Origin of the sequence: Micropruina sonneratiae (assembly GCF_025972045.1) — a bacterium.
GTDB classification, from domain to species: domain Bacteria; phylum Actinomycetota; class Actinomycetes; order Propionibacteriales; family Propionibacteriaceae; genus Micropruina; species Micropruina sonneratiae.
This window is the reverse complement of record NZ_JAPDHX010000002.1, coordinates 436,918-458,656: the sequence shown is the minus strand read 5'-3', so window position 1 is coordinate 458,656 and position 21,739 is coordinate 436,918. Positions and strand designations below refer to the sequence as shown.

Annotated in this window: 23 protein-coding genes; 7 read left to right on the top strand and 16 right to left on the bottom strand. The window is 70.7% G+C overall.

Features of this window, described 5'->3' with window-relative positions; all coding sequences use genetic code 11:
• The first annotated feature begins 5 nt into the window (after positions 1 to 5).
• Positions 6 to 1,340 carry an MATE family efflux transporter gene (locus tag OIE40_RS07285; RefSeq protein ID WP_264701460.1) on the top strand — a complete coding sequence of 445 codons (1,335 nt, stop codon included), beginning with the start codon at positions 6 to 8 and terminating at the stop codon, positions 1,338 to 1,340.
• A gap of 19 nt (positions 1,341 to 1,359) precedes the next feature.
• On the opposite strand, the gene OIE40_RS07280 is transcribed toward OIE40_RS07285, so the two are convergent.
• Complete coding sequence (locus OIE40_RS07280) at positions 1,360 to 2,739, bottom strand: GntP family permease (protein WP_264701458.1); 1,380 nt, start codon at positions 2,737 to 2,739, stop codon at positions 1,360 to 1,362.
• A 184-nt stretch (positions 2,740 to 2,923) separates the two neighbouring features.
• Here OIE40_RS07280 and OIE40_RS07275 point away from each other — a divergent pair, with 184 nt between their 5' ends.
• Positions 2,924 to 3,337 carry a hypothetical protein gene (locus tag OIE40_RS07275; RefSeq protein ID WP_264701456.1) on the top strand — a complete coding sequence of 138 codons (414 nt, stop codon included), beginning with the start codon at positions 2,924 to 2,926 and terminating at the stop codon, positions 3,335 to 3,337.
• Positions 3,338 to 3,355: 18 nt separating this feature from the next.
• Here OIE40_RS07275 and OIE40_RS07270 read toward each other — a convergent pair whose 3' ends face one another.
• Positions 3,356 to 3,718: a VOC family protein gene (locus tag OIE40_RS07270; protein ID WP_264701454.1), complete on the bottom strand. Its 363-nt coding sequence runs from the start codon at positions 3,716 to 3,718 to the stop codon at positions 3,356 to 3,358.
• Positions 3,719 to 3,784: 66 nt separating this feature from the next.
• On the opposite strand from OIE40_RS07270, the gene dxs reads away from it, so the two are divergent.
• Positions 3,785 to 5,713 carry a 1-deoxy-D-xylulose-5-phosphate synthase gene (gene dxs / locus OIE40_RS07265; RefSeq protein WP_264701453.1) on the top strand — a complete coding sequence of 643 codons (1,929 nt, stop codon included), beginning with the start codon at positions 3,785 to 3,787 and terminating at the stop codon, positions 5,711 to 5,713.
• 96 nt (positions 5,714 to 5,809) lie between these two features.
• Here the strand turns inward: dxs and OIE40_RS07260 are convergent, their stop codons facing one another.
• The 5 genes from OIE40_RS07260 to msrB all read right to left on the bottom strand — a co-directional run bounded on the left by OIE40_RS07260 (position 5,810) and on the right by msrB (position 11,848).
• Entirely contained in the window at positions 5,810 to 7,543 is a 1,734-nt protein-coding gene (locus OIE40_RS07260) for a hypothetical protein (protein WP_264701451.1), read from the bottom strand.
• Positions 7,540 to 9,498, bottom strand: a complete 1,959-nt coding sequence (locus OIE40_RS07255) for a PQQ-like beta-propeller repeat protein (protein WP_264701449.1) — start codon at positions 9,496 to 9,498, stop codon at positions 7,540 to 7,542. Before OIE40_RS07255 ends, OIE40_RS07260 begins: the two co-directional genes overlap by 4 nt.
• Positions 9,499 to 9,529: 31 nt before the next feature.
• Entirely contained in the window at positions 9,530 to 10,786 is a 1,257-nt protein-coding gene (locus OIE40_RS07250; RefSeq protein ID WP_264701446.1) for an HRDC domain-containing protein, read from the bottom strand.
• The gene (locus OIE40_RS07245) at positions 10,783 to 11,373 is read right to left on the bottom strand and encodes a DUF3000 domain-containing protein (RefSeq protein WP_319805211.1); all 591 of its coding nucleotides are present in this window, start codon (positions 11,371 to 11,373) and stop codon (positions 10,783 to 10,785) included. Before OIE40_RS07245 ends, OIE40_RS07250 begins: the two co-directional genes overlap by 4 nt.
• 61 nt (positions 11,374 to 11,434) lie before the next feature.
• A complete protein-coding gene (msrB, locus tag OIE40_RS07240) occupies positions 11,435 to 11,848 on the bottom strand; it encodes a peptide-methionine (R)-S-oxide reductase MsrB (RefSeq protein ID WP_264701444.1) in 414 nt (137 codons plus the stop codon).
• Between the two features lie 49 nt (positions 11,849 to 11,897).
• On the opposite strand from msrB, the gene OIE40_RS07235 reads away from it, so the two are divergent.
• Positions 11,898 to 12,950, top strand: coding sequence for a DNA polymerase domain-containing protein (locus OIE40_RS07235; protein ID WP_264701442.1), 1,053 nt, complete (start codon positions 11,898 to 11,900; stop codon positions 12,948 to 12,950).
• Between the two features lie 365 nt (positions 12,951 to 13,315).
• Here OIE40_RS07235 and OIE40_RS07230 read toward each other — a convergent pair whose 3' ends face one another.
• Positions 13,316 to 13,933 (bottom strand): cysteine hydrolase family protein, encoded by a 618-nt coding sequence (locus OIE40_RS07230; protein ID WP_264701440.1) that lies wholly within the window; start codon positions 13,931 to 13,933, stop codon positions 13,316 to 13,318.
• 191 nt (positions 13,934 to 14,124) lie between these two features.
• On the opposite strand from OIE40_RS07230, the gene OIE40_RS07225 reads away from it, so the two are divergent.
• Positions 14,125 to 15,192: an ATP-dependent DNA ligase gene (locus OIE40_RS07225; RefSeq protein WP_264701438.1), complete on the top strand. Its 1,068-nt coding sequence runs from the start codon at positions 14,125 to 14,127 to the stop codon at positions 15,190 to 15,192.
• A gap of 102 nt (positions 15,193 to 15,294) precedes the next feature.
• Complete coding sequence (locus OIE40_RS07220; RefSeq protein ID WP_264701437.1) at positions 15,295 to 16,200, top strand: polyphosphate kinase 2 family protein; 906 nt, start codon at positions 15,295 to 15,297, stop codon at positions 16,198 to 16,200.
• A 79-nt stretch (positions 16,201 to 16,279) separates the two neighbouring features.
• Here OIE40_RS07220 and OIE40_RS07215 read toward each other — a convergent pair whose 3' ends face one another.
• Entirely contained in the window at positions 16,280 to 17,071 is a 792-nt protein-coding gene (locus OIE40_RS07215) for a sirohydrochlorin chelatase (RefSeq protein WP_264701435.1), read from the bottom strand.
• 92 nt (positions 17,072 to 17,163) lie between these two features.
• A complete protein-coding gene (locus OIE40_RS07210; RefSeq protein ID WP_264701433.1) occupies positions 17,164 to 17,700 on the bottom strand; it encodes a VOC family protein in 537 nt (178 codons plus the stop codon).
• A 195-nt stretch (positions 17,701 to 17,895) separates the two neighbouring features.
• On the opposite strand from OIE40_RS07210, the gene OIE40_RS07205 reads away from it, so the two are divergent.
• Positions 17,896 to 18,039 (top strand): GPGG-motif small membrane protein, encoded by a 144-nt coding sequence (locus tag OIE40_RS07205; protein WP_264701431.1) that lies wholly within the window; start codon positions 17,896 to 17,898, stop codon positions 18,037 to 18,039.
• A 23-nt stretch (positions 18,040 to 18,062) separates the two neighbouring features.
• Here OIE40_RS07205 and OIE40_RS07200 read toward each other — a convergent pair whose 3' ends face one another.
• The 6 genes from OIE40_RS07200 to OIE40_RS07175 all read right to left on the bottom strand — a co-directional run bounded on the left by OIE40_RS07200 (position 18,063) and on the right by OIE40_RS07175 (position 21,669).
• Entirely contained in the window at positions 18,063 to 18,311 is a 249-nt protein-coding gene (locus OIE40_RS07200; protein ID WP_264701429.1) for a nuclear transport factor 2-like protein, read from the bottom strand.
• Positions 18,312 to 18,554: 243 nt separating this feature from the next.
• Positions 18,555 to 18,851: an SRPBCC family protein gene (locus OIE40_RS07195; protein WP_264701428.1), complete on the bottom strand. Its 297-nt coding sequence runs from the start codon at positions 18,849 to 18,851 to the stop codon at positions 18,555 to 18,557.
• The gene (locus tag OIE40_RS07190; protein ID WP_264701426.1) at positions 18,848 to 19,189 is read right to left on the bottom strand and encodes an ArsR/SmtB family transcription factor; all 342 of its coding nucleotides are present in this window, start codon (positions 19,187 to 19,189) and stop codon (positions 18,848 to 18,850) included. The genes OIE40_RS07195 and OIE40_RS07190 overlap by 4 nt, the downstream gene beginning before the upstream one ends.
• A gap of 55 nt (positions 19,190 to 19,244) precedes the next feature.
• Positions 19,245 to 19,925 carry a cytidylate kinase-like family protein gene (locus OIE40_RS07185; protein ID WP_264701424.1) on the bottom strand — a complete coding sequence of 227 codons (681 nt, stop codon included), beginning with the start codon at positions 19,923 to 19,925 and terminating at the stop codon, positions 19,245 to 19,247.
• A 128-nt stretch (positions 19,926 to 20,053) separates the two neighbouring features.
• The gene (gap, locus tag OIE40_RS07180) at positions 20,054 to 21,055 is read right to left on the bottom strand and encodes a type I glyceraldehyde-3-phosphate dehydrogenase (protein WP_264701422.1); all 1,002 of its coding nucleotides are present in this window, start codon (positions 21,053 to 21,055) and stop codon (positions 20,054 to 20,056) included.
• A complete protein-coding gene (locus OIE40_RS07175) occupies positions 21,052 to 21,669 on the bottom strand; it encodes a TetR/AcrR family transcriptional regulator (protein ID WP_264701421.1) in 618 nt (205 codons plus the stop codon). Before OIE40_RS07175 ends, gap begins: the two co-directional genes overlap by 4 nt.
• Positions 21,670 to 21,739: the final 70 nt, after the last annotated feature.

Below are 21,739 nucleotides of genomic sequence, written 5' to 3'. Positions count from 1 at the left end.
ACCGGGTGCGTGCGCCGAGCCTGACCAGGCAGATCCTGAACCTGGCCGTCCCGGCGTTCGTCGCACTGGTCGCCGAACCCCTGTTCCTGCTGGTCGACTCGGCCATCATCGGGCACTTGGGGACGCCGCAGCTGGCCGGCCTCGGCATCGCCGGTTCCGTGCTGTCCACGGCCGTCGGGGTCTTCGTCTTCCTCGCCTACGGCACCACTGCGGCGGTCGCCCGGGCACTGGGCGCCGGGGCGTCCGACCGGGTGGTATCGGCCGGCGTGGATGGCACCGTGCTGGCCCTGCTGCTCGGCGTGGTCAGCGGCTCGGTGGCGACCGCCGCCGCGCCCTGGCTGTGTGCCGGGCTGGGGGCCAGCGGGGAGGTGCTCGTTCAGGCCGTCGCCTACCTGCGGGTCTCGGCGATCGGACTGCCGGCGATGCTGGTGGTGCTCGCGATCACCGGGGCGCTGCGCGGCGTCCAGGACACCCGCACCCCGTTGATCGTCTCGGTGGCCGGCTTCAGTGCCAACGCCCTGCTCAACTGGTGGTTCGTGTACGGGCTGGGCTGGGGGATCGCAGGCTCGGCGTGGGGGACGGTGATCGCTCAGCTGGCGATGGCGCTGGCCCTCGTCGCGGTGTGGGTGAGCCGCGTCCGACGCTCGGGGGCGACCCTGCGGCTGCATCCGGCCGGGGTGCTGGCTGCCGCGACCAGCGGCGTCCCGCTGCTGGTCCGGACCCTGGCCCTGCGCGCCGTCCTGCTGCTCACCACCTGGGTGGCCGCCGCGCTCGGTGAGGTGCCGTTGGCGGCGCATCAGGTCGCCTTCACCGTGTGGACGCTGCTCGCCTTCGCCCTGGACGCCCTGGCGATCGCCGGTCAGGCGCTCACCGGCAAGGGGTTGGGCGCCGCGGACGTGGCCGGGGTGCGGCAGGCGACGGCGGTGATGGTCCGCTGGGGCGTGATCGGTGGGGCCGTGGTGGGGGCGGTGGTCGCGGTGGCGGGGCCGTTCATCGCGCCGCTGTTCACCACCGACCCGGCGGTGCGCTCCGCGTTGGTCGCCTCGCTGATCGTGGTCGGCATCGGACAGCCGGTCGCAGGCTACGTGTTCGTGGTGGACGGCGTGCTGATCGGGGCCGGCGACGGCCGCTGGCTGGCCGGCGGGATGATCGCGGTGCTGGTCGGCTACCTGCCCGTGGTGGCCGTGCTGCGGCTCAACGCGGACGCCCTGGCCGGCCAGGGCGCGGTTGCTGCCACGGTCGCGCTGTGGCTGGGCTTCACGGCGTTCATGCTGATCCGTTCGGCGATGTTGTGGTGGCGCGAACGCGGGGACGCCTGGCTGGTCACCGGGCTCGGCTGAGACCGGCGACCGGCGTCCGCTAGAGGACGACGAAGACCGCCAGCACGATCAGGAAGGCCATCACCGACTCGATGGCCTGCTGGATCGTCCAGGTCTTCAAGGTGGTGGCGACGTCCATGCCCATCAGGCGTCCGACAAGCCAGAATCCCGAGTCGTTGACGTGGCTGGCGAACACCGAACCGGCAGCGGTGGCCAGGGTGATGCAGACGATGTCGACCGCGGAGTAGCCGCCGGCGGCCACGGCCGGAGCCATCAGGCCGGCGGTGGTGACCAGCGCGACGGTCGCCGAGCCCTGGGCGAGTCGCAGCACCACCGACACGAGGTAGGCGGCCACGATCACGGGCAGTCCCAGGTCGGACATCGAATCCTTCAGCGCGTCACCGATGCCGGAGGTGCGCAGCACGCCGCCGAACATGCCGCCGGCGCCGGTGATCAGCACCACCGAGCAGATCGGGCCCAGGGCGCTGTCGACGATCTTCTCCAGCGCGGTGCCCTTCTCGCCGCGGCGCAGGCCGAGCACGAAGGAGGCGACCAGCACCGCCACCAGCAGGGCGACGGGCGCGGTGCCCAGCATGCTGAGCACCTGGAACCAGGTCGCGGACTTGTCGGCCCAGCCGCTGGCCCGGACGAAGTCCAGTCCCGTGTTGAGGAAGATCAGCAGCAGCGGGATCAGCAGGATGCCGATCACGGTGCCGACCGACGGCGGTTCCTTGACCTCGTCGGGATCGGCGTCGCCGAACAGGCCCTCGGTCAGGGTGAAGCTGTGCCGCTTGGCGACCTGGATGCCCCACAGGTAGCCGGACACGTACCAGGTGGGCAGCGCGACCAGCAGGCCGATCAGCAGCACCAGCCCGAGGTTGGCGCCGTACAGCTCGGTGGCGGTGACCGGTCCGGGGTGGGGCGGCAGGAAGACGTGCATCACCGAGAACGCGGCGGCGGCCGGGATGCCGTAGAGCAGCACCGGCCCGTTCAGCCGCTTCGCGATCGCGAAGATGATCGGCAGCATGACGACCAGGCCGGCGTCGAAGAACATCGGGAAGCCCATGATCAGCGAGGCGATGCCGAGCGCGAACGGGGCCCGCTTCTCACCGAAGATGGAGACGAGTCGTTCAGCCATCACCTGGGCGCCGCCCGAGTATTCGACCAGCTTGCCGAGCATCGCGCCCAGACCGACCAGCAGGGCGACCGAGCCGAGTGTGCTGCCGAAGGAACTGACCATGGTCGGCACGATCTGGTTGGTCGGTATGCCGGTGGCCAGCGCGGTCAGCAGGCTGACCAGGATCAATGCCAGAAAAGCGTGCATCTTCAGGGTGATGACCAGCACGAGCAGGACGGCGATCGCGCCGGCTGCGATACCGAGCAGGGGGCCGGCGCCGAGAGTCTGTACCCAGTCGTCCATCGAACACTCCTTCGTGTGGGGTGCACAGTGTCTATCACGACCCACCCCGGCCGGTCCCGCAAACCTCGACCTGCGGCTGACCGTGTCGGGGCGCCGGGTGGGTGGGGCGGAGATTCGGACCGGTCTGGACCGGCGTCCGGCTATGGCCTAGAATCGAACAAACGTTCGATCCAAGGGGGTAGGGATGGCGTCACTGGCGGATCGTCGCAGGGCGATGCAGGAGCGACAGTCCAGCATCTACGTGCCGCCCGGGTGGCCCGAGCGGGTGCGGCCACCGGGGGCGCCCGACTGGGAACTGACCGCGACCGAGTTCCTGCTCGACTGCTGCCCGGCCGACTATCGCCGCTACCCGTTGCTGCGCCGGCACCCGGTGGTGCTGGCGCGGTTCGCGGCGGTGTTCGTCGATGCGCAGGTGCAGGCCAGCCGCGAGGGGCTGGCCGGCGTCCGGGTCAGCCTGACCGAACAGGTGCCGCCCGAGGTGGTCAGCGACGCGGTCGAGGTGTGGTCGCAGCAACAGGCGGCGCTGGCCAGGCTGCACCGCGAGGTGGGGTTGGTCGAAGAGGCGTTGCGCGGGAAGAACTGGGTGCGCCGGCTCTGAGCGGACCGGCCCCGGTCGTCAGATCGGGGCGAGGTCGAACTCGTTGCCCTCGGGGTCGAGCATCCGGACCCAGCTGATCGTATCGCCGATCACACCTTCGCCGACCCGCGAGGCGCCCAGGGCGACGAGCCGGTCGACCTCGGCGGCGACGTCCGGCACGTGCAGGTCGAGGTGCATCCGGTTCTTGCCCTGCTTGGGTTCGCCGACGCCCTGGATCAGCAGCATCGGGCCGGACGCCCCCTGCCGCGGCAGCAGCACCGCGTACTGCTCGACGTCGTCGAGGCGGCGGTAGCGCAGCGCTTCGGCCCAGAACCCCGCCAGCCGTGCGGGATCGATCGAATCGAGCACGATGACGATCCCGACCTCCGGTTCGCTGTCCATGGGTGCCACCCTGCCCGTGCGGCGCAGCGGGCGTCCAGTCGCGAATCCGCACGTAGACTGCACGCCATGCCGTTGCTGGACCGCATCAACCACCCCCGCGACCTGCACGACCTGACCGACGACGAGCTCGTCGGCCTCGCCGCCGAGATCCGCGGTTTCCTGGTCGCCCACGTGTCCCGCACCGGCGGGCACCTCGGCCCGAATCTGGGCGCGGTCGAACTGACCATCGCGCTGCACCGGGTGTTCGACTCGCCGCGGGATCCGATCATCTTCGACACCGGCCACCAGAGCTACGTGCACAAGATCCTGACCGGACGCCGCGACCGCTTCGACACGCTGCGCCAGCCGGGCGGGCTGTCCGGTTACCCGAGCCGGGCCGAATCCGAGCACGACTGGGTGGAGAGTTCACACGCGTCGTCGTCGCTGTCCTGGGCAGAGGGCCTGGCCAGGGGATTCGCGCTGCGCGACGAGGAGCGCACCGTCGTGGCCGTGGTCGGCGACGGCTCCCTCACCGGCGGCATGACCTGGGAGGCACTGAACAACATCGCCGTCGAGCCAGACCTGCGGCTGGTCATCGTCGTCAACGACAACGGCCGCTCGTACACGCCCACCATCGGCGGCATCGCCAGCCGGCTGAAGGGCCTGGGCCAGCAACTCTCCTCGATTCGCACCGACCGGCGCTACGAACGCTCGCTGGCTGCGATCAAGCGCTGGGTCAGCCGGGCCCCGGTGGTCGGAGAATCGGCCTACGACGTCCTGCACGGGGTGAAGGCGGGCGTCAAGGACGTCTTCGCGCCGCAGGGCATGTACTCCGACCTGGGCATCAAGTACCTGGGGCCGATCGACGGTCACGACCTGACCGCGCTCGAGTTCGCGCTCGAACAGGCCCGGCAGTTCACCGGAGGGCCGGTCATCGTGCACTGCGTCACCCAGAAGGGACGCGGCTTCGCGGCAGCTGAGAACAACGAGGAGGACCGCTTCCACGCGGTGGGACCCATCGACGAGATCACCGGCGAGCCGCTTGCGGCCTCCACCCGGCGCACCTGGACGGACGCCTTCGGCGAGCATCTGGCCAGGATCGGCGCCACCGACGACCGGGTAGTGGCGATCACCGCGGCGATGCTGCACCCGACGGGCCTGGCCCGTTTCGCCCGGCACTTCCCGCACCGCACCTTCGACGTCGGCATCGCCGAGCAGCACGCGGTCGCGTCGGCGGCGGGGCTGGCTCGCGCCGGACTGCACCCGGTCGTGGCGTTGTACGCCACCTTCCTCAACCGCGCCTTCGACCAGTTGCTGATGGACGTCGCGCTGCACGGCGAGGGCGTCACCTTCGTGCTCGACCGGGCCGGCATCACCGGTCCCGACGGGCCCAGCCACCACGGCATGTGGGACCTGGCCCTGGCCGGCCTGGTGCCGGGGCTGCACCTGGCCGCGCCCCGCGATGAGCAGCGGCTGACCCGTGCGCTCGACGTGGCGGTCGGCATCTCGGACGCGCCGAGCATGATCCGCTACTCCAAGGACCCGCTGCCGGACCCGCTACCGGCGGTGCGCACCGACGGCGACGTCGACGTGCTGTTCGAGGACGGCGGACCCTCGGTGCTCGTCGTGGGCTGGGGGCAGTTCGCCACGCTTGCCGTCGAGGTGGGCAGGCGGCTCGCCCGGCAGGGCATCGGCGTCCGGGTCGTCGATCCGGTGTGGGCGCTGCCGGTCAGCGCCGACCTGATCCGGTTGGCCGGCGAGCACGACCTGACGATCACGATCGAGGACGGCGGGCTGGCCGGCGGACTCGGCTCCCGGCTGGCGCAGGAGTGCCGGCTGGCGGGAGTCGCCGCCGCCGTCCGCGAGTTCGGCGTCCCCCAGGCCTTCATCGACCAGGGTTCGCGCAGCGGCATCCTCGCCGCCCTGGGGTTGACCGCGCAGCAGGTGGCCCGGTACGCAACCGAGGTGGTGCTCGCCGCCGACCCGGCGACCACCGCCGCGGCCGCACGCCCCTAGGAAATCACCGCGCAGGGATATACCGATTTTCGACGTCGATGCCGATCGAAACGTTTCAGTGGCTCATTCTGGCGATCGAGGTCGAAAATCGGTATATCAGCGGGTGACGAATCCGGCGGGTTGGTCCATCGGCACGGGTGCCGGACGACGCGGGACCACCGCGATCGCCAGGCAGCCCAGGGTGGCGGTCAGGAACAGCGGCGTGCCAAGCAACCAGTCGCCCGCCTCGGTGTACAGCGTGATGTCGAGCACGGTGCCGGACTGCCGGGTGAGGGCCACGTAGGCGGTCGAGGCCACCGCGAGCAGGGCGTTCGCGCAATACAGCAGCACCCGGGCCGGGACCGGCCACGACGGCGAGCCCTCCCGGGTGATGTCGCCCTCGGTGAGCAGCCGCCAGACCAGCCCGAACAGCACCGCACCGATGCCGCTGAAACCGAGCGCCGCGCTGATCGGGTCGTCGAGGATTGCCCGGTGCGGGAACACCAGGCACAGCAGCAGCCCGCAGCCCAGCGCCGCGGCTCGCTGGGTGCTCAGACGTCCGGTCAGTGCCAGCCAGCCGCCGGCCAGCAGCAGGGCGACGGTGAGCATCCCGGCGAACTGTGGGACCGTGTCGGCGATCCAGTCCCGCAGTGGGGTCTGCCGCAGCAGGTCGAAGCTCGCCAGCACCGCCAGCGCCGTCAGGAACATGGCCGTCCAGGGCCGCCCCCGCCGCGCCGCCGGCAGCGCCAGCAGCACACCGATGATCCCGACACCCGCCCGCATCGCCGAAGGCATCCAGTCCTGCCGGGTCACCACCGTGTAGCCGTCGAGCAGTGCGAACAGCCACGCCGGCCCGGTCAGCCGGACGACCTCGCGCAACAGGGTGAGGACCGGTGAGACGAGCAGGTAGCCGGTGGTGCACACCGCGACCAGGTAGTTGAGCCGGGTGGAATCCTCGTCCAGGTCGGACCAGGCGGGCGGACGTCCCGCGACCCACAGGATCGGGACCAGCAGCAGCGCCAGCACCAGCAGCTGGCTCAACGAGGCGACCCAGCCCTGCACGCTGTTCTCGTGGTCGACCAACGCCCTGACCAGGCTCCAGGCGGCGACGCCGACCAGCACCACGGCCAGTACGCGCAGGGTCCCGCCGCCCAACTCCCTGGTGCCGGCCGCCACCGCCGAGAACGACGCCGTGACCGCGATCTGGGCCAGCGCGGCGCCGGCGACCAGCAGTGCCGGCAGGGCCAGCTGCGACAGCGTCTGGAGGGCACCCTCCAACGAGGTGCCGCGCCAGTCGACGGGAACCATGGACGCGTTCGCCGCCAGCTGGGTCGGAACGAACAGTGCCGTGCCCAGCGCGGCGGCGACCACGACGAACTCGCCCCAGGCGAAGTCGGAGCGCCAGCGCACCGCCACCAGCACGACGATCACCAGCAGTCCCAGAGCCGCGGGGACGAGGTTCAGCGGGTTCAGGCTGGCCTGCAGCACGAAGATGACCACCACCGAGCCGGTCAGCAGCACCGACAGGATGCGCACCCACCAGGGCAGATGCATGGCCGCGGCCTGGAACAGCGCCAGGGCCAGCACGCTCGCACCGCTGCACAACACCACACCGACCTCGGGCACGGTCGCCCCGGTGCCGGTCACCACCAGGTCGTCCCATCGGCGCAGCGGCCCGGCGACAACCACGGTGAGGGTGAGTGCCGCGTAGACGGTCAACGAGGCGAACACGATGGCCCGCAGCCCGGTCGGCCACCCGGCCGTGCGGGGGCGTCCCTCCACCACCGGCCGGACGACGGTGAGCCGGACCAGATCCACCAGCACGGCCCAGCCGGCGCGCAGGGCCCTCACGACGCCCGCCACCGATAGCCCACCGAGCCGTACGAGAGCATCGCCAGGCCGGCGTTGGTGGTGAGGAAGGTCTGCGTCCCCGAGTCCAGGTCGCTCTCCTGGGTGGGCCAGGACGCCCGCTGCGCCCCCGTCGCATCGAACAGCAGCAGGTTGGTGCGGTCGCTGACCAGCAGCTGGTCGCCCACGGCGGCGATGGAGGTGGGGCGCAGGCCCGCCTCCCAGGCTCGGGTCCCGTCGCCGCTGTGCAGCGCCAGCAAGCCATCGCCCTGCCGGACTACCACCACGTGGGCCAGCGCGTGGATCGAGTTGCGGGCACCCGGGACGGAGGTGCGCCAGGCCAGCGAGCCGTCGTCGAGGCGGTAGCCCCGGACGAAGCCGTCGGTCCGCGACGCGACCACCGCCAGCCCTGCGGCGACGGTGAACGACTCGGGCTGGTCGAGTTCGAGCGAGTGCACCTCGGCGCCGTCGGCGCGGTAGCTGCGCAGGTTCCCGGCCTGATCCATCACCGTCACGACATCGCCGCTCACGCTCGGCGGTTGGCGGATCTCGTTGGGCACCTGGTGCCGCCACACCAGCGCCCCCGTGGCGGCGTCGTAGGCCGAGACGCCGCCGTCGAGCGTGGTCACCACCGCGAGGTTCGAGAGCCGGACGGGCGGGGCGCCGGTGGCGTCCGGCAGGTCGGCCTGCCACAGGAACTCGCCCTCGCTGCCGTAGGCGACCAGGCGGCGTTCGGCAGTGGCGGCGAGCACCACCCGGTCCACCGCGAGCATCCCGGTGATCGCCCCACCGGGATGGGCGGCCCAGCGGGCGTCCACCTGCCCGTCGTCCCAGCCGCGGGCCACCAGGTCTCCGCCGATGTTGTTGGCGAAGACCACCAGCTCGCCCGGCAGCACGACCGGTGCGACCCGCGGGCTGAGCGCCATCGGGGGCAGGCCGGTGAGGTCGCGACGCTCCAGCCCGCCCCGAGCAGTGATGGTGAGCGGTACCGGGTCGGCGATCGGCGTCCGGCCCGACCACACCGGCCATCGGTTCACCGCCGAGGCGGTGTCGTCGCCGAGGGTGGTGGCGGTGATCCCGCGACCCGCGCACCAGGTGGTCGTCGAGGACGAACTCGCCGGGTCCGTGCCGCCGCCCAGCCGGATCGTGCCGGTGACGGCGACGCAGCCGTCCCCGGCCGCGGAGGCTCGGAACTCGGCCGAGTAGGGCGACTGGTCGTCCAGGGTGGTGGGGGTGCCGCCGTAGGCGGTGCCGGCGACCGACCACTCCTGGCCGTCGCGGACGCCGGAGGGCAGCATCAGCAATCCGGGCCGGAAGGCCAGAAACCGGTCCGGCCAGGTCGCCACCCTCAGCTCGAGCCCGGTCGTGAGGGCGGCGAAGAGCTGGGTGCCCCGCTCCTTGACCTGGACGTCGGCGTCGGCGGTGAGGCTGCTGATCCGCACCCAGGTGGTGCGCTGGAACTCGTCGTTCTCGGTGGCGGCGTACCCCAGCGTCGACGGCCCACTCTGCAACGCCCCCAGACCGGGCCCGACGAGGTATTCGTCGACCTGGTCGCCGCCCGCGGAGTGCTCCAGGACCACCCGGGCGCCGGAGGCCGGCAGGTACCGCGTCGCCGCGGACGCCTCGCGCGCCTCGGTCGGCCGGCCGGTGACGGCGGCCGCCGTCATCAGGGCGGCGATCACGGCTATCACGAGGACGGTGGCCAGCACCCCGCGGGAACGGCGCGGCGCCGGGGCCGGCGCAGGCCAGGACGGTTGAGGGTGGTGGCTCCACGGGCCGGGAGCAGCGCCGGCCGGGTGCGGGTGCGGATAGGAGGTGTCAGGGAGGCCGAAGGAACTCGGGGCCGCCCAGGGGCCGGGAGCCTGCGGCGGGGGCGGCTGGGGCAGCGGCGGGCTCGGTGCGGGCGTCGGTTCCGGGCTGCCGAAGCTGCCGTGCGGCAGGTGACCCGGATCAGACACGCGCTCACTATAGGCAAGGCCGGGGCGATCGCTACTGGTGCGCCAGCCGCTTCGTGATCACCGGCACCAGCAACTCCCGTTGCCAGGGCCGGACCAGCTCGGCGGCCAGCGCGGCGTCCAGGGCCTCTGAGGTGGCCGCGGTCGGCGGCTTCCACAGCACCCGGCGCAGGGCGTCCGGGCTCACCAGGTTCTCCACCGGCAGCTCGAGCTTCTCGGCCAACTCGACCACGGCGGGCCGGACGGCGTCCCAGCGGTGCGCGGCCTCGGGGTTGCGCAGCTCCCAGGTGCGCGGCGGCGGTGGGCCCTCGGGGGCCAGGGTGCGGGGCGGCAACTGGTCCCGGGTCAGCGCCGCGACCCGGTCGAGGGCCGCCAGCCAGCGGGCCCGGTAGCGGGCGGGGAACCGCCAGGCGAACTCGGGTACGGCGGCCAGGTCGGTGCCGCCCAGTCGCTTCACGTCCGGCGAGTTCTGCCGCGCCGCCAGGGCACTGATCGCACGGTCGGGCAGCACCTTGCCAGGCGCCCGGTCCAGGCCGGCCGCCACCTCGTCGCGCGTCTGCCACAGCTCGCGGACCACGGCCAGCGCCCGCGGCGTCCGGACGGCGTGCAGTCCCGAGGTGCGCCGCCACGGGTCGACCCGCGGCGCAACGGGCACCGACGCCCGTTCGACGAGGAAGGCGAACTCCTGCTGGGCCCATTCGGTCTTGCCGGCGGCCTCCAGGCGTTCGGCCAGCCATTCGCGCAGGTCGGCCAGCTTCTCCACGTCGAGTGCGGCGTAGTTGAGCCACTCCGGCGGCAGCGGACGCCGTGACCAGTCCGCCGCGGAATGCTCCTTGCGCAGCACCAGGCCGAACGCCTCCTCGACCAGGGTGCCCAGGGCGACCCGCGGCATGCCCAGCAGCCTGGCCGCCAGCTCGGTGTCGAACAACCTGGCCGGCAGCAGCTTCACCTCGGCCAGGCAGGGCAGGTCCTGGCTGGCTGCGTGCAGCACCCATTCGGCGTCAGCCACCGCGGCGGCGAGGTCGCTGAAATCGGCGAGGTCGCCCTTGTCGGCGAAGGCGGTCGGATCGATCAGGAAGGTGCCCGCACCCTCGCGGCGCAGCTGGATCAGGTACGCCTTCGCGGTGTAGCGGAACCCCTGCGCGCGTTCGGTGTCGATGCCCATCGGGCCGGTGCCGCCCGCGAGTGCGGACCGGGCGGCGGCGAGGGTGTCGGGCGTGTCGATGACGTCCGGAACACCGTCGGCCGGGGCTTCGAGGACGAGTGGCTCCGCCTCGGCCGGATCGCTCACCGGCGTCGGCGGGGGGACATCACGACGACGCCCTCCGGCAGCGGGGGCAGCCCGGCCGTCGTGCACAACAGTTCCGACCAGCTCATCAGGTGCCGGGTGACGTCGTCGGCCGAGCCGACCAGCGCCGTCCAGGACGCCCGGATCTCGATCTCGGCGCGGGGCGGGTCCGCCGACATCGCCCCGAACGCCCGCGACGACACGGCGGTCACGGTGCCGCTGGGGGCGGTGTAGTCGGCGTCGTAGCGCTCCAACGCGTCGGTCAGCCACGACCAGCCGACCTCGGTGAGCAGCGGGTCGGCGACCATTTCCGCGTCCACTTCGGCCCGGGCGTAGGTGACGCAGCGGAAGTCGCCGTCCCAGGACGGGTTGCCGTCGGGGTCGTGCAGCAGCACGAGGCGTCCGTTGCCCAGGTCGTCACCGCCGACCACCACCTCGGCCGCGACAGCCACGGCGTGCGGAGCGATCCGTTGCGGTGCCGGGATCTCTTCGATCACCAACTCCGGACGCCAGTGCATGGCCTGCAGCGCGGCCACCGCGTCATCGAACAACCCGATACCGCCGGCCATGGTTCTGCGCGCACCTCCCACGGTGGAGACAGTAGCCGCGGGTTCGTCCCCCACATGGGTGACTCGCCGGGCGGCGTCCGGCTCACTGGGTCGAATCGGGCTCCAGCACGAGGCTGATGGAATTGATGCAGTAGCGCTTGTCGGTGGGGGTGTCGTAACCCTCGCCGGTGAAGACGTGACCCAGGTGCGAGTCACAGGTGGCGCAGCGCACCTCGGTGCGGACCTGCCACATTGACCGATCCTCGATGTAGCGGACGCTCTCGAGTTCGGGGGCGAAGAACGAGGGCCAACCGCAGTGCGACTCGAACTTGGTGTCGGAGGTGAACAGCTTGGCGCCGCAGCCGCGGCAGTGGTAGGTGCCCGGGGTGGTGGTGTCGGTGTACTCACCGGTGAAGGGACGCTCGGTGCCGGCCTCGCGCAGCACGTGGAACTCCGCCGGGGTGAGCATGGCGCGCCACTGCTCGGGCGTCCGGAACTGGGTCGGATCGAGCTTCATCAGGGTCTCCTTCGTTGAAGGTCAAGGGTAGTCACGTACGCTGACCGGCATGGCCGAGCCGCCCGTGGAACTCGAGCTGGACGGCCGGGCCGTCCGGATCTCCAGCCCCTCCAAGCCGTACTTCCCCGACATGGGACTCAACAAGTTGCAGGTCGCCGAATATTTCCTGGCGGTCGGTCCGGGCATCCTGGCCGCCCTGAAGGACCGACCCACGACCATGGAGCGCTGGCCCAACGGCGTCACCGAGGCGTCCTCGCTGGTCGGCCCGAAGAATCCCGACGGCGACGCGTTCTACGCCAAGCGGACGCCCAAGGGCGTCCCCGACTGGGTGCAGCAGGCGACGATCACCTTCCCGTCGGGCCGGACGGCCCAGGCTGTTGCGCCGGCCGACCTGGCGACCATCGTGTGGATGGTGAACCTGGGCACGGTGCGGTTCCACCCCTGGCCGGTGCGGGTCCCCGAACCGGACCTGGTCGACCAGTTGCGGATCGACCTGGACCCGCAGCCCGGAACCGACTTCGCCGACGCCGTGGTCGCCGCGCTGGAACTGCGCACGGTGCTCGCCGAGGCGGGGCTGACCGGCTTCGCCAAGACGTCGGGTGGTCGCGGGGTGCACGTGTTCGCGCCCATCGAACCCGCCGACTTCATCGATGCCCGGCACGCGACGATCGCGATCGGACGGGCGCTGGCCCGCCGGCTGCCCGAGCGGGTGACAGTCAACTGGTGGAAGGAGGAGCGCGGCGAGCGCATCTTCGTCGACTTCAACCAGATGGCCCGTGACCGGCTGATGACGTCGGCGTACTCGATCCGGCCCACGCCCGCGGGGCGGGTGTCGGCGCCGGTGACCTGGGATGAGCTCGATCAGGTGTCGCCGGACGACTTCACGCTGCTCACGATGCCGGCCCGGTTCGCCGAACTCGGGGACGTCTGGGCGCCCTTCTATGCGACGGACCCGGCGCCGATCGGCACGGCGCTGGAGTGGTACGCCGCGGACGACGCCGACGGGGGTGCGGAGATGCCCTACCCGCCGGAGTACCCGAAGATGCCGGGCGAGCCGCCCCGGGTGCAGCCGTCCAAGAAGAACCCGGCGAACTGGGAGTGAACCGGCTCGCTGGTCGGGACGGACGGGTTCCCTTCATTCAGGCGGAGCCGGAAGTGGGCCGGTAGGCCCGTGCCGAAGTCGGAAGTGGGCCGGTAGGCCCGTGCCGAAGCCGGAAGTGGGCCGGTAGGCCCGTGCCGAAGCCCACCGTCGTCCAGGCCACCGATGTCGAGACGGCTGACGGGTGGGCGGATCGCTGCCCGGCTGGAGGGTTACAGCCCACCAGCGGCCAGGTTTCCCTTGATCGGACGCCGATGTCGAGATCGGCTGGCCAGTCCCGCCATCCCCGCGGACGCCGATGTCGAGATCGGCCTGCCATTCCCGTCATCCCGGCGGACGCCGGGATCCCGCCCGCCCGTCAGGCGGCCTCAGAGCGCGGCAGCCACCTCGTCCGAGGTGAGCGGGTGGCTGAACATCGGGTAGTCGAACCGGATCGCGTTGGCGTGTTCCTCCTGGGAGGTGGCTGCGACGCAGTCGGTCAGCGTGATGACCCGGTAGCCGTTCTCGTAGGCGCTGCGCATCGTCGACTCGACGCAGCAGTTGGTCAGGAACCCGCCGAGGATGACGGTGTCGATGCCCTTGCTGCGCAGGATGAAGTCGAGATTGGTGCTGGCGAAGGTGTCCAGCCCGCGCTTGCCCTCGATCAGGATGTCGCCCTCTGCCGGAGCCAGGTCGTCCACGATGGCTGCGCCCCAGGTGTCCTTGACGAAGGCGTTGCCGCCGACGACGCCGGCGAGGATGCCGTAGGGATGCCTGGTCAGCTCGAGGTAGCCGGGTGCGAAGGTGATCGGGGCGTGCATGATCGTCACCCCGGCCGCACGGGCCTTGTCGACGAACACTTTGGTGTTGTCGAGCATGCCGGTCGTCTCCATCACGCCGGCCACCGCGCCGTGCAGGACGCCACCCTCGGTGGTGAACTCGTTCTGGAACTCGATCAACACCAGGGCGGTGCGCGTCGGGTCGAGGGTCAGGGCATCGTCGGACATCTGGTTCTCCTCCTCGTTGAGTGCTCCGATAGCAGTCCAATCGAACCACGCCCCCGCTGCCGCCGGAGGGGGTTGCACCGGGCCGGCAGAGATCGGACGCCGGGCGCCCGGCCCACATCGCCCACCCTGTGCGACGTCGCCCGGACGGGGCCGGCCCGCACGGGTGCGGGCCGGGTGTTCAATGGGGTCCCATGCAGCTGCCCGTGATGCCGCCGGTCAAGCCGATGCTGGCCAAGTCCGTACCGTCCATCCCGATCGGCGAGTTCTCCTACGAACCGAAGTGGGACGGCTTTCGCTCGATCATCTTCCGCGACGGCGACGAGGTCGAGATCGGTTCGCGCAACGAGCGCCCGATGACGCGCTACTTCCCCGAGGTCGTCGAGGCGGTGCGGGCAAACCTGCCGCAGCGGTGCGTGGTCGACGGCGAGATCGTGGTGGTGGTGGGTGATCGGCTCGAGTTCGAGGTGCTTCAGCAGCGGATCCATCCCGCGGCCAGCCGGGTGGCGTTGCTCTCGGAGCAGACGCCGGCCAGGTTCATCGCCTTCGACCTGCTCGCGCTGGGTGACGACGACCTCACCGGCCGGCCGTTCGAGCAGCGCCGCGCGCTGCTCGAGAAGGCGCTGGCCGGGGCGGGCGAGCCGGTCCATCTGACGCCCTGCACTCGCGATCACGCCCTCGCCGGGCAGTGGTTCGACCAGTTCGAGGGTGCCGGGCTGGACGGCGTGGTCGCCAAGCCGCTGGCCGGCGCCTACCAGCCGGACAAGCGGGTGATGTTCAAGATCAAGCACCAGCGCACCGCCGACTGCGTGGTGGCGGGGTATCGGCTGCACAAGGGCAGCGACGACGCGATCGGGTCGCTGCTGCTGGGTCTCTACAACGACGCCGGGGAGCTCGCCTCGGTGGGTGTGATCGGCGCGTTCCCGCTCGCCACCCGTAAGTCGCTGTTCGCCGAGCTGCAGCCTCTGGTCACCAGCTTCGACGATCACCCCTGGGCGTGGGCGAAGCAGCAGGACGGCGCTCGGACGCCGCGCAACTCCGAGTACAGCCGGTGGAACGTCGGCAAGGACCTCTCCTTCGTCCCGCTGCGCCCCGACCTGGTCGTCGAGGTGCGCTACGAGCACATGGAGGGCGTCCGGTTCCGGCACACCGCTCAGTTCAACCGGTGGCGTCCCGACCGGGATCCCCGCTCGTGCACGTACCAGCAGTTGGAGGAGCCGGTCGGCTACGACCTGGCCGACATTCTCGCTCCGCCCGCGTGACCGCTCGTCCGGCCCCGGCGAAGCGGCGTCCCACTGACCCGGTGGGGTGGTTTCCCCGCGCGGCCACTCCCGCCCGGCGACGGGGTGCGACACACTACGGGAATGGCAGCCAAGAAGAAGAGCACGAAGAAGTCGAAGTCGTCGGGGTCGAAGGCCCGGCAGGTCGAGCCGCTCAGCCGGCTGCTGCGCCTTCCTGAAGGACCCGTCGACCTGTCGAGCATCGACACCCGTTCCACCGCCGGCTACCCGGGCACGGGCAAGGAGGACGCTCCGGCACTCACGGCGGCACTCGAGCCGGAACTGTCCGACCTGCAGGAGCGGCTCTACGCCAACGGGCGCTCCGATCCCGAACAGGCGCCGAGCGTGTTGGTTCTGTTGCAGGGCATGGACACCTCGGGCAAGGGCGGGGTGATCCGGCATGCGATGGGCATGGTCGATCCCCAGGGCATCCAGTTGACCTCGTTCAAGCAGCCGAGCAAGGAGGAGTTGCGGCACCACTACCTGTGGCGCATCCGCCGGGCCCTGCCCGATCCCGGCATGATCGGCATCTTCGACCGCTCGCAATACGAGGACGTCCTCGTGGTGCGGGTCGACCAGCTGGTCCCGGTCAGCGAGTGGAACGGCCGCTACGACGAGATCAACGCGTTCGAGAAGAAGGCCGTGGAGTCGGGAACCACCATCATCAAGTGCTTCCTGCACGTGTCCTTCGAGGAGCAGAAGGCGAGGCTCGCGGCACGGCTGGACAGCCCGGAGAAGTACTGGAAGTACAACCCGGGCGATCTGGACGCCCGCGCGAAGTGGCCCGCCTACCAGCAGGCGTACGCCGACGCCCTCGAGCGCTGCAACACCGGGTACGCGCCCTGGTTCATCATTCCGTCCGACCGCAAGTGGTACCGCAACTGGGCGGTGGCGCAGTTGCTGCGCGAGCACCTGATCGGACTCGACCTCTCGTGGCCCGAGGCGACGTTCGACGTGGCCGCCGAGAAGACCCGGGTGGCCAAGGCCTGAGGTCGTTGACGTGCGACTCCCCCGACCGGAGCTCCGGCGGGGGAGTGGCGCTGTCTGACGCCGGCGAACGGCGGCGGGTTCAGGCGATGGTGAGGTGCCGGGCCGGCTCCTCCTCGATCTCCTCGAAACCGAAGTCGAGCAGGTCCATCGCCGCGAAGGCGTAGCGGGCCAGGATCAGGTCCATCACCTCGTGGGCCGAGCCGAGGGGCTCGCTGACCGACACCACGCCGCAGCGTTCGGCCAGGTCGGCCTGGGCGTGGAACAGCTCAGTTGCGGTGAGGAAGAACGACCCGACGGCGATGTGCCGGCGACCCTGCGCCCGCAGCCCCTGGACGGCTTGCGACACCGACGGGCCGGAACCGTCGGCCACCGCGGTCAGGCAGGGCAGGCGGTGGTGGGTCGACCATTGCCGGGCCCGGCGGGCCAGCAGCGCGTTGCCGCGGACGTCGCCGGTGCGGGCCGCGGACAGCACCAGACCGTCCAACTCGAGCACGCGGTGGGCTGACAGGGAGGCACGGAGCCGCTGGTCGAGCACGGTCAGCAGGCTCACCTCCGGGCCGATCGGACGCGACACGCTGACGCGCAGGTCGCCGTGCAGGCCGCGCAGTTTGGTGGCCTGGGCGAGCACTCGCTCGTCGGCGTCGATGGCGTGGGTGAGCTGCAGCGGCACCAGCACGATCTCGGTGATGCCCTGCTTGATCAGCTGGGAGACAACCTGACTCGGGCTGGGGGAGCAGTGCTCCAGAAATGCGCAGTGAACCGAGAGGCCGGCGCGCATGCCCTGCAGGCCCTGCCTCAAGGAGTGCGCCACCTGCGAGACCTGGGAGTCGGTGCTGCCCATTCCCACCATCACCAAGGCTGGAGCGGTCATGATGTGCCCTCTCATGCGTCACATATCCGGCGGCTCCATTGCCAGCGCTTTCGTGCTACCAACTTCTCGCGTTGCTTGTACCAGACGCAAGTTCACCGCCCATATGATGGTACGGAAATCCATATCCCGAGACAAATCGGCTCGCAGAGCGACTGGTGACCCCGGCTTTCCTGAGGATGCACCAAGAATCTGACGACCGGGCGGTTCAGGAATCCCGCCGATCGGAAGACCTTGTGACAGCCGCGAAGAACAGGGTCAGGTTGCACCGGCGCCGGCGGCCGGTCCACTCGTCGGGGCGCCGAGCGCGACCAGGTTGCCGTCCGGATCGCGGATCTCGGCCACCCGTTCCCCCACGGCATGTCCGCGGGGGCCGAGACCTGCGTGCCGCCCGCTGCCAGTGCGGCCGCATGGGCGGCGTCCACGTCGTCGACGTAGCACCACAGCAAGACGTTGTCGCCCGGAGTGGCCGCGTCGACCCGGGTCACGCCCAACGAGCCGGAGCCCACGGTGAGGCCGACGTAGGCGTCCTCGAACCGGTAGTGGACGGTGGCGCCCACGGCGTCGCGGTAGTACGCGGCGAGGCGCGCGACGTCGGTGGTTCGCAGGATCGGGAACACGTTGTTGGCCACCGTGGCCGGCACCCGACGTCGGCGTCGCGCGCTCATCAAGGCACGGCCCGGCCGGCCGCGGCTTCACCCTTTGCAGGGTGGTGTCGGCGCCGCCCCAAGGCGTAGGCATGGCTGGAGGGACGCAAACCCGCGCCCCAATGATGGCCGTCACAGCGCTGTGACGGTGCTGCGAAAGTCCTACTCAGGAGGTTCGGCATGGCGACGGTGTTGTGGATTCTGGCGGCGATTCTGGTGATCTCCGGTGTGCTGGCGATCATCCGCAAGCAGTTGGTCTGGGGGATCGTGCTGATCGTGGTCGGCCTGCTGGTCGGCCCCGGTGGAGTCAGCATCTTCACCTGATCCCGCCCCAGCGGCCCAGGCCGTCAGCGCAGCGGCACGATGTAGGAGCCCACCTGCGCGATCAGTTCGCCGCGAAAGGTGAACAGGTCGCTGTAGGCGAAGCGGAACTCGCCCGCCCGGCGATGCCGGCCGTTGCCCTGACCGGTCACCGCGGCCACCTCGTCGGTCTCGACGGTGCGGTCGACGGTGCGTTCGGGACCCCCCTCGAAGGCCGGGTTCTCGATCTCGGTGTCGAACTCGGCCCGGCCGTGGGTGGTGCGGACGCCGTGCACGTGCCAGACGACGTCGTCGGTGAGGCAGTTCAGGATCGCGGCGTGACCGCCGGAAACCGTCGAGATAGGTGTCGATCAGGTCGGTGTGGCTGCCCATGGATGCGCCTGCCGGGTCGCGATGGAGGGCGTCGAGGATGGCGGCCAGGCCCCGCCTCGCCTGCTCTGTCCGCAGCGCCACGGGCACCCGGTGCTGGCGGACGGTGACGGTGGTTGTGTCGCCGTCCGCGGTCAGGCTGATCGTGGTCACCAGACCCGTGGACGCCTCGGTGAACACCAGCCGGCCCGGTGGCTCGACGATGTCGTAGCGAAGCGCAGGACGGTGCCGGGTGAGGCGTCGCTGCGAGGCAGGGAGACCAGTTCGAAGCCGCCGCCGACGCGCAGCTCGATCCGGACGCAATCGGCCGGCACGTGGGCGTGGCTGCCGCCCCAGAAGGCGGCAAGGTCGGCCGGCGTGGTGAAGGCCGTCCAGACCCGCTCGATCGGGGCGGCGACCCGCCGGGTGGCGATCAGGACGTCGCCGGTCAGGGTGCTGTCGGTCATACCGCGTCGCCCTGCTGGGCGTTGGTCGGCTTGGCCAGGTGGGCGTCCAGGCCGTCGAGCCGGTCGCCCCAGTCGCGGCGCTGCTCGGCGATCCAGCTCTCGGCCTGCGCCAGCCGGTCGACGTTGAGCCGGCAGGGTCGGCGCTGCCCCTCGACCCGTTGGCTGATGAGGCCGCAACGCCGTAGCACTCCTACATGCCGGGAGACGGCCTGATGGGTGAGATCGAACGGCGCGGCCAGCTGATTGACGGTGGCGTCCCCGTGTGCGAGCCGCGCCACCATGGCTCGGCGGGTCGGGTCGGCGAGGGCCGCGAACAGGGCGTCCAGCTCGGTGGGCATGACGTCCACCCTAAGTGCAATGATTCAGTTGCGCAACGGAAGTATTGCAGAGCGTTCAACCGACGGACGGCTCGGCGTCCGGCGGAGTGGCCGCCCGATCGGCGGGATCGGGGTCGGCGTCGGCGGCGCCCGCGTCGGTGCCGGAGGTCGCCGCGGCCACGATCAGATCGGCGCACAACGGGTAGCCGAGCCGTCCGCTGTTGAGGCACAGGTCGTACTGGCGCCGGTCACCGAAATGGGTGCCGGTGAAGAACTGCTGGTAGCGACTGCGGGCCTTGTCCATCCGGGCGATGTACTTCTCGGCCTCGTCCCGGGGAACCCCGTCAACGCCCACGGCGCGCTCGATCTTGGCGGCGAGATCGGTGCTGTAGACGAAGGCGCTGAGGAAGGGCACCTTCGCCTCCCGCAGGATGCTGTCCGCGCAGCGTCCGATGAACACGGCAGGTCGGGTCTGTGCCGACTCGGTGATCACCTGGGCGATCGCGCCGAACATCTTGTAGGGCAGCGCGGCGGCGTCGGGGTCGGTCACGCCGATGATCGAGAGGTTCAGGTACTGACCCGCCGACACGTGTTCGTCGAACGCCTCGAGCTGGTTGGCGGGCAGCCCGCGTCGCTGCGCGGCGGCCGCCATGATGCCGGTGTCCAAGAAGTCGAGACCGGTGCGTTCGCTGATCAGCCGGCCGATCTCGCGGCCACCGCTGCCGAACTCGCGGTTGATCACGATCGACTTGATCATGCCGTGCTCCTCTCTGGGCCGATCAAGGCCGAACGGCCCTCAGCAGCAGGCTACGCTCACCACGCCGTGCCCGGGGATGACTCCCGCCGATCACCCGGGGCGACCGCCGGAGCCGTTCCCAGCACGTTCTACAGGGCGGCGCCGATGCGCTCGGAGAACTCCACGAGCCGGTTGGAGAAGCCCCATTCGTTGTCGTACCAGCCGAGCACCTTGACCTGGTTGCCGACCACCTCGGTCAGCGGTGCATCGAAGATCGACGAATGGGGGTTGCCGACGATGTCTGCCGATACCAGCGGGGCTTCGGAGTACTGCAGGTAACCCCGCAGGGGACCTTCTGCGGCGGCCCGGGCGAAGGACTCATTGATCGCGGCCACGCTCGCCGGCTGTCGCAGCACGGCGGTGAGGTCGGTGATCGAGCCGACCGGTACCGGTACGCGCAGCGCGAACCCGGTGAGCCGCCCGTCCAGCTCCGGGATGACCTTGCCGATGGCCTTGGCCGCACCGGACGAGGTGGGAATGGTCGACACCGCGGCGGCCCTGGCCCGGCGCAGGTCGGAATGCGGTGCGTCGTGCAGCCTCTGGTCGCCGGTGTAGGCGTGGATGGTGGTCATCAGGCCGCTCTCGATGCCGAACGCGTCGTTCAAGACCTTGGCCAGCGGCGCCAGCGAGTTGGTCGTGCACGAGCCGTTGGAGAACACGTCGGCCGCCGCCGGGTCGAGGTGGTCGTCGTTGACGCCGAGCACGAAGGTGGGGACGTCGCCCTTGGCGGGAGCGGAGACGATCACCTTGCGTGCGCCGCCGTCCAGATGGGCGCGAGCCTTCGTCTGGTCGGTGAAGAAGCCGGTCGACTCGATCACCACGTCGGCGCCGAAGTCACCCCACGGAATTTGGGCCGGGTCGCGCTGCGAGAGCACGGTGAAGGTGTCGGCCCCGACGCTGATCGTGTCCCCGTCGCGCGACACCCCGTCCAGGTGTCCCGAGACGGAGTCCCACTCCAACAGGGTGGCGAGAGTGGCGGCGTCGGTGAGATCGTTCACCGCCACGACCTGGACGTCGTCGTTGGCCAGCGCGGCGCGCAGGTAGCTGCGGCCGATCCGACCGAAGCCGTTGATGCCGATCCGAACAGTCATTGTGGATTCCTCTCGTGCGGTGTCGCGGCTGAGGTCGCGGCGGGTGGGGACGCCGGCGCGGACGCGCGCAGCAGTTCGAGGGCGCCGGCTCGGGCGTCCTCGGAAGGGCGAGGATCCTGCGCCGCGATGGACAGCACGTAGCCGCCCTGGATGGTCGCGGCCAGCAGGTGTGCCAGGCGGTCGGGATCAAGGGTGTCGCTGAGTTCGCCCAGGGCGACAGCCTCACGGATCACCATGACGAGCGCATCGTGGACGGCGGCGAAGGCGTCGGCGATCGGCTTCAGCAGCCCCGGATCGCCGGCCACCAAGGGATCCTGCGTCATCCGCCCCACTTTGCAGCCCTTCAACACGGGCAGGGGGCGGGTCAGGTAGGCCTCCAGTCTGTGCAGCGGGTCGCCGGGAGCGCTCAACAGTTGCTCGGTGGCCGGCAGCAGGTCGACGCAGTTGCGCTCCAGTGCTGCCAACGCCAGATCGCGCTTACTGGGGAAGTGGTGGTACGTGCTGCCCTGGCCGACCCCGGACTGTTCACGGACCGCGCGCGGACTCGTCGCCGCATAGCCGCGCTGCCACATGAGTTCGCCCATCGCCTGCACCAGGCGCTCTCTTGAGTCCACGCCTCGAATGTGCATACCTCTAGGTACAGCCACAAGGCGGTCAGTGGAGATGGCGGTCGGCAACAAGGGA

What these genes read in the sequence shown, in the direction of transcription:
- OIE40_RS07190 (WP_264701426.1), bottom strand. Translation starts at nt 19,189, where the DNA reads ATGCCCACCGAGCTGGACGCCCTGTTCGCGGCCCTCGCCGACCCGACC.
- dxs (WP_264701453.1), top strand. Translation starts at nt 3,785, where the DNA reads ATGCCGTTGCTGGACCGCATCAACCACCCCCGCGACCTGCACGACCTG.
- OIE40_RS07225 (WP_264701438.1), top strand. Translation starts at nt 14,125, where the DNA reads ATGCAGCTGCCCGTGATGCCGCCGGTCAAGCCGATGCTGGCCAAGTCC.
- gap (WP_264701422.1), bottom strand. Translation starts at nt 21,055, where the DNA reads ATGACTGTTCGGATCGGCATCAACGGCTTCGGTCGGATCGGCCGCAGC.
- OIE40_RS07205 (WP_264701431.1), top strand. Translation starts at nt 17,896, where the DNA reads ATGGCGACGGTGTTGTGGATTCTGGCGGCGATTCTGGTGATCTCCGGT.
- OIE40_RS07215 (WP_264701435.1), bottom strand. Translation starts at nt 17,071, where the DNA reads ATGACCGCTCCAGCCTTGGTGATGGTGGGAATGGGCAGCACCGACTCC.
- OIE40_RS07270 (WP_264701454.1), bottom strand. Translation starts at nt 3,718, where the DNA reads ATGGACAGCGAACCGGAGGTCGGGATCGTCATCGTGCTCGATTCGATC.
- OIE40_RS07230 (WP_264701440.1), bottom strand. Translation starts at nt 13,933, where the DNA reads ATGTCCGACGATGCCCTGACCCTCGACCCGACGCGCACCGCCCTGGTG.
- OIE40_RS07275 (WP_264701456.1), top strand. Translation starts at nt 2,924, where the DNA reads ATGGCGTCACTGGCGGATCGTCGCAGGGCGATGCAGGAGCGACAGTCC.
- OIE40_RS07220 (WP_264701437.1), top strand. Translation starts at nt 15,295, where the DNA reads ATGGCAGCCAAGAAGAAGAGCACGAAGAAGTCGAAGTCGTCGGGGTCG.
- OIE40_RS07235 (WP_264701442.1), top strand. Translation starts at nt 11,898, where the DNA reads ATGGCCGAGCCGCCCGTGGAACTCGAGCTGGACGGCCGGGCCGTCCGG.
- OIE40_RS07195 (WP_264701428.1), bottom strand. Translation starts at nt 18,851, where the DNA reads ATGACCGACAGCACCCTGACCGGCGACGTCCTGATCGCCACCCGGCGG.
- msrB (WP_264701444.1), bottom strand. Translation starts at nt 11,848, where the DNA reads ATGAAGCTCGATCCGACCCAGTTCCGGACGCCCGAGCAGTGGCGCGCC.
- OIE40_RS07280 (WP_264701458.1), bottom strand. Translation starts at nt 2,739, where the DNA reads ATGGACGACTGGGTACAGACTCTCGGCGCCGGCCCCCTGCTCGGTATC.
- OIE40_RS07185 (WP_264701424.1), bottom strand. Translation starts at nt 19,925, where the DNA reads ATGATCAAGTCGATCGTGATCAACCGCGAGTTCGGCAGCGGTGGCCGC.